This window comes from Candidatus Culexarchaeum yellowstonense, assembly GCF_024707025.1.
Taxonomy (GTDB): Archaea; Thermoproteota; Methanomethylicia; order Culexarchaeales; family Culexarchaeaceae; genus Culexarchaeum.
Window position 1 is genome coordinate 1 of the sequence record NZ_JANGFQ010000133.1, and the last position, 3,679, is coordinate 3,679.

At 36.3% G+C, this 3,679-nt stretch carries 3 protein-coding genes; 1 reads left to right on the forward strand and 2 read right to left on the reverse strand.

Features of this window, described 5'->3' with window-relative positions:
- Positions 1 to 335: 335 nt before the first annotated feature.
- Together MRT15_RS09575 and MRT15_RS09580 are read right to left on the reverse strand one after the other, a co-directional pair.
- A complete protein-coding gene (locus tag MRT15_RS09575; protein ID WP_304329867.1) occupies positions 336 to 1,607 on the reverse strand; it encodes a hydroxymethylglutaryl-CoA reductase, degradative in 1,272 nt (423 codons plus the stop codon).
- 76 nt (positions 1,608 to 1,683) lie between these two features.
- A complete protein-coding gene (locus MRT15_RS09580; RefSeq protein WP_369684970.1) occupies positions 1,684 to 2,115 on the reverse strand; it encodes a translation initiation factor IF-2 subunit beta in 432 nt (143 codons plus the stop codon).
- Positions 2,116 to 2,293: 178 nt separating this feature from the next.
- Here MRT15_RS09580 and MRT15_RS09585 point away from each other — a divergent pair, with 178 nt between their 5' ends.
- Positions 2,294 to 3,664, forward strand: coding sequence for a glycerate kinase (locus MRT15_RS09585; RefSeq protein WP_304329869.1), 1,371 nt, complete (start codon positions 2,294 to 2,296; stop codon positions 3,662 to 3,664).
- The last annotated feature ends 15 nt before the right edge of the window (positions 3,665 to 3,679 follow it).

Consider the following 3,679-nt stretch of genomic DNA (forward strand, 5'->3'; position numbering starts at 1 on the left):
GCACGATCAAGTCTTACAGATATAATTTTGGAACTCATTCGATCACTACTATGCATGTCTGTACGCAATTATTTAAATTTTCATAATTATTCATAAGATGGATTTAGATTAGAATATTACCTATTATCTCATTGGAACTTATTTATTGATCTTGCTTTTGGATATGTTAGTTATGTTCTACTTTCGTTAATAGGTTCATAGTGATGAAAAAGTTGTTTTATTTTTATAGTGTAGTCGTTTGTAATAAAAAATAGTGTGTCTTTTGCTTTTGATCCAAGCCGTAAGTGATATTAAAATTTCATGTATGCTGAATGGCGACATTATGAAAAAAGAGGTTAATGTTTTTTGAGTTGTTCTACGATTTCTTTGGCTCTGTCGAATCTTATTTTTCCTTCGTTGATCATTATTTCAACGACTTTATCTAGTATGTCTGGTGTTGCTCCTGCCATTATTGCTATGTTTCTTGCGTGTAGTTTCATGTGACCTTTTTGAATGCCTTCTGTGACTAGTGCTTTTAGTGCGGCTAGGTTTTGTATTAATCCTACGGCTGCCATAATTTCTCCGAGTTCATTAGCTGTTTTTATGCCTAAGATTTTTATTGCTATTCTGGCTATTGGATGTGTTTTTACTGCTCCTCCTACTAATCCAACTGCCATTGGCATTTCTAGTGTTCCTACTAGGTCGCCATTTTCATTTTTTTCCCATGTGCTTAGTGATGTGTAGTGTCCAAAGCGTGCGGCGTAAGCGTGCGCGCCTGCTTCTAATGCTCTATGGTCTTGAGCTGTGGCTAATGCTACGGCTATTATGCCGTTCATTATTCCCTTATTATGTGTGGCGGCTCGGTATGGATCTGCTGCTGCAAATGCCCAGGCTTCGACTATACCGTCAACTACTTCTTCTCCGCCTATTTCATTTTTATCGATAACTGTTCTGGCTCTGACTAATCTTTTATCGGCTAGGTTTGTTATGATTCTTAAGAAAACTTTTCCGTTGGTTAGGTCTTCTATGTATGGTGCGACTGCTTCTGCCATTGTGTTTACTGCGTTGGCTCCCATAGCATCTCTTACATCTACTATTAGATGTGTGATTACCATAGGTCCTTTTGCAGTATCTATTACGCGGACTTCGATATCTTTTGCACCACCACCTAGGTTTACTAATGTTGGGTCTTGTTCGTTAGCTATTCTTATTAAATCGTTTTTGTGTTCAAGTATTTTCATCTTTGCTCCCCATGGGTCTTTTACGCGTGTTAGTTGGATTTGTCCTATCATTATGGGGCCTGTGCTTGATGTGAATATGCCGCCTTTTGCTCTGGCCCATTTTGCAGCGTTGCTTGCGGCTGCGACAACTGATGGTTCTTCGATTACCATTGGTATTAGGTAGTCGCGATTGTTTATTAGGAAGTTTACTGCTATGGCGAATGGGTATGCCATGGTTCCTATTACATTTTCTATCATTCTGTCTGCGATGGATAGGTCTAGATTTCCGGTTTTTTTGAGTAGTTCGATTTCATCTTGTGTGAGACCGGCATATTCTGCGACGATTTTTAATCGTTCTTCTATTGGTAATTTGTAAAATCCGGGTATTCGAGATGTTTTACTGAGCATGTTATCACCAAAGAATTTTTCTATTTGGTCTCTTATATATTTGTGTAAATTAAAATTAATCTAAAAGTAAATAAGGTTAAACTTCTGGGACGGGGCTTTCTGCTCCGCATGCGAGGCATTTCATGTAAACTATTTTCTTTTGTTTGATTAATGTTGTATCTGGTGTTCCGCATACTGGACATATTACGTAGCGTTTATAATATAAATTGAGTACAGTATTTATTTGTTCATTTTCGAATCTTCCTGTGAGTATTAATCTTTCGTTATCAATGTTTCCTCCGGCACCTAGTTCTTTATAAAGGAACTTGGCGAGTTCTTCAGGTTTTCGGTTAAGTTTTTCGCATGCTTGTTTAAAATTTGTTATTATAGTTTTGCCTCCCTCATTATATGAAATGAGTTTTGGTATTTCGTATCTAGTATGTCGTTCAGGTTTAACATTCACACTACTATAAACTCTATCAAGCATAGCATCATAACTGCTAATGCTCAGTTTCGACATGTATATCATACACTAAACTTTAAGCATACATATATTATTTACTGCTAACACTTTACGCTAATAATAGAGGTTTATTAATGGAGTTGATTCTTAGGTATTATCATGAGATTTTAGGATTTCATTAAATGTTCATATATGAGCATAAAGATGAACAATTTTTCTATAAAAGTTGCTGTTATTGTTAGTAATGTTAAAAGATATATTAATCTATTTAGGATTAAATATTATGAGTGAGCACGAGTTTAGGAAGATGTTGTTAAATGTTTTGAATGCGGTGCTTGATTCTGTGAATCCGATTAATTTGGTTAAGAATAATGTCAAAGTTATTGATAATAGACTTGTTGTTCAAGATTTTGTGTTAGATTTGTCTGGGTTTAGAAAGATTCTTGTTGTTGGTGCTGGCAAGGCTGTTGGTGGGATGGCTTATGGTTTAGAGTGTGTTCTTGGTAATAAAATTAGTGATGGATTAGTGATTGTTCCTCGTGGTTCTAAGATACCACCTTTAAAGCGTGTTAAAGTGTTTGAGGCGTCTCATCCAATACCTGATCATAGTAGTGTGAGTGGTGCTAAAATGATATTGGAGTTATTAAAATCTCTGAATGAGAATGATTTGGTGATAGTTTTAATTTCTGGTGGTGGTTCTGCTTTAATGTCATTACCTGTTGATGGAATTACGTTAGAGGATAAGAGTATGGTAATAAAATCGTTAATGTTACGTGGTGCTAATATAGTGGAGCTTAATACTGTTCGTAAGCATTTGTCGCAGGTGAAGGGTGGGCAGCTTGTAAGACATGCGTATCCTGCTACTGTTGTTAGTCTTATTATTTCGGATGTTGTAGGTAATCCTATTGATGTTATTGCTTCGGGCCCGACAGCTCCTGATTCGACAACGTTTGATGATGCGATTAATATATTAAAACGGTATGCTTTGTGGGAAAGTATTAGTGAGCGTGTGAAGGATTTTCTTATAAGAGGTGTGAAGGGTGAGGTTCCAGAAACGCCAAAATCTGATGATCCAATTTTTAAACGTGTTCATAATATAATAATTGCTGATAATAGTTTTGCTTGTAGGGTGGCTGTTAGGGAGTTAGAAATGCTTGGTATAAACGCGGTTTATTTGTCGTCGAGTGTTGAGGGTGAGGCTCGTTATGTTGGTAGTGTTATTGGTGATATTATAAAAGGGATTGTAAGAGGTGAGACGAATTTCAATAAACCGATTGGTATTGTTATTGGTGGTGAGACGACGGTTACTGTGAGAGGGAGTGGTATTGGTGGTAGGAATCAGGAATTATGTTTGAGTGCTGCTTTTAGGATAAGGGGTTTAAGGAATGTTATTATTGCTTCTATTGGTACTGATGGTATTGATGGTATGACTGATGCTGCGGGAGCTATTGTAGATGGTAGTACGATAGATAGGGGGATAGCTAAGGGTCTTGATCCATTTAAGTATTTAGAAAATAATGATTCATATTCATTCTTTAAGGCTCTTGATGATCTTATAATAACAGGTCCTACGGGTACTAATGTTAATGATATTTTGATTTCAATAATTTTTTAATTAATTTACTTATCG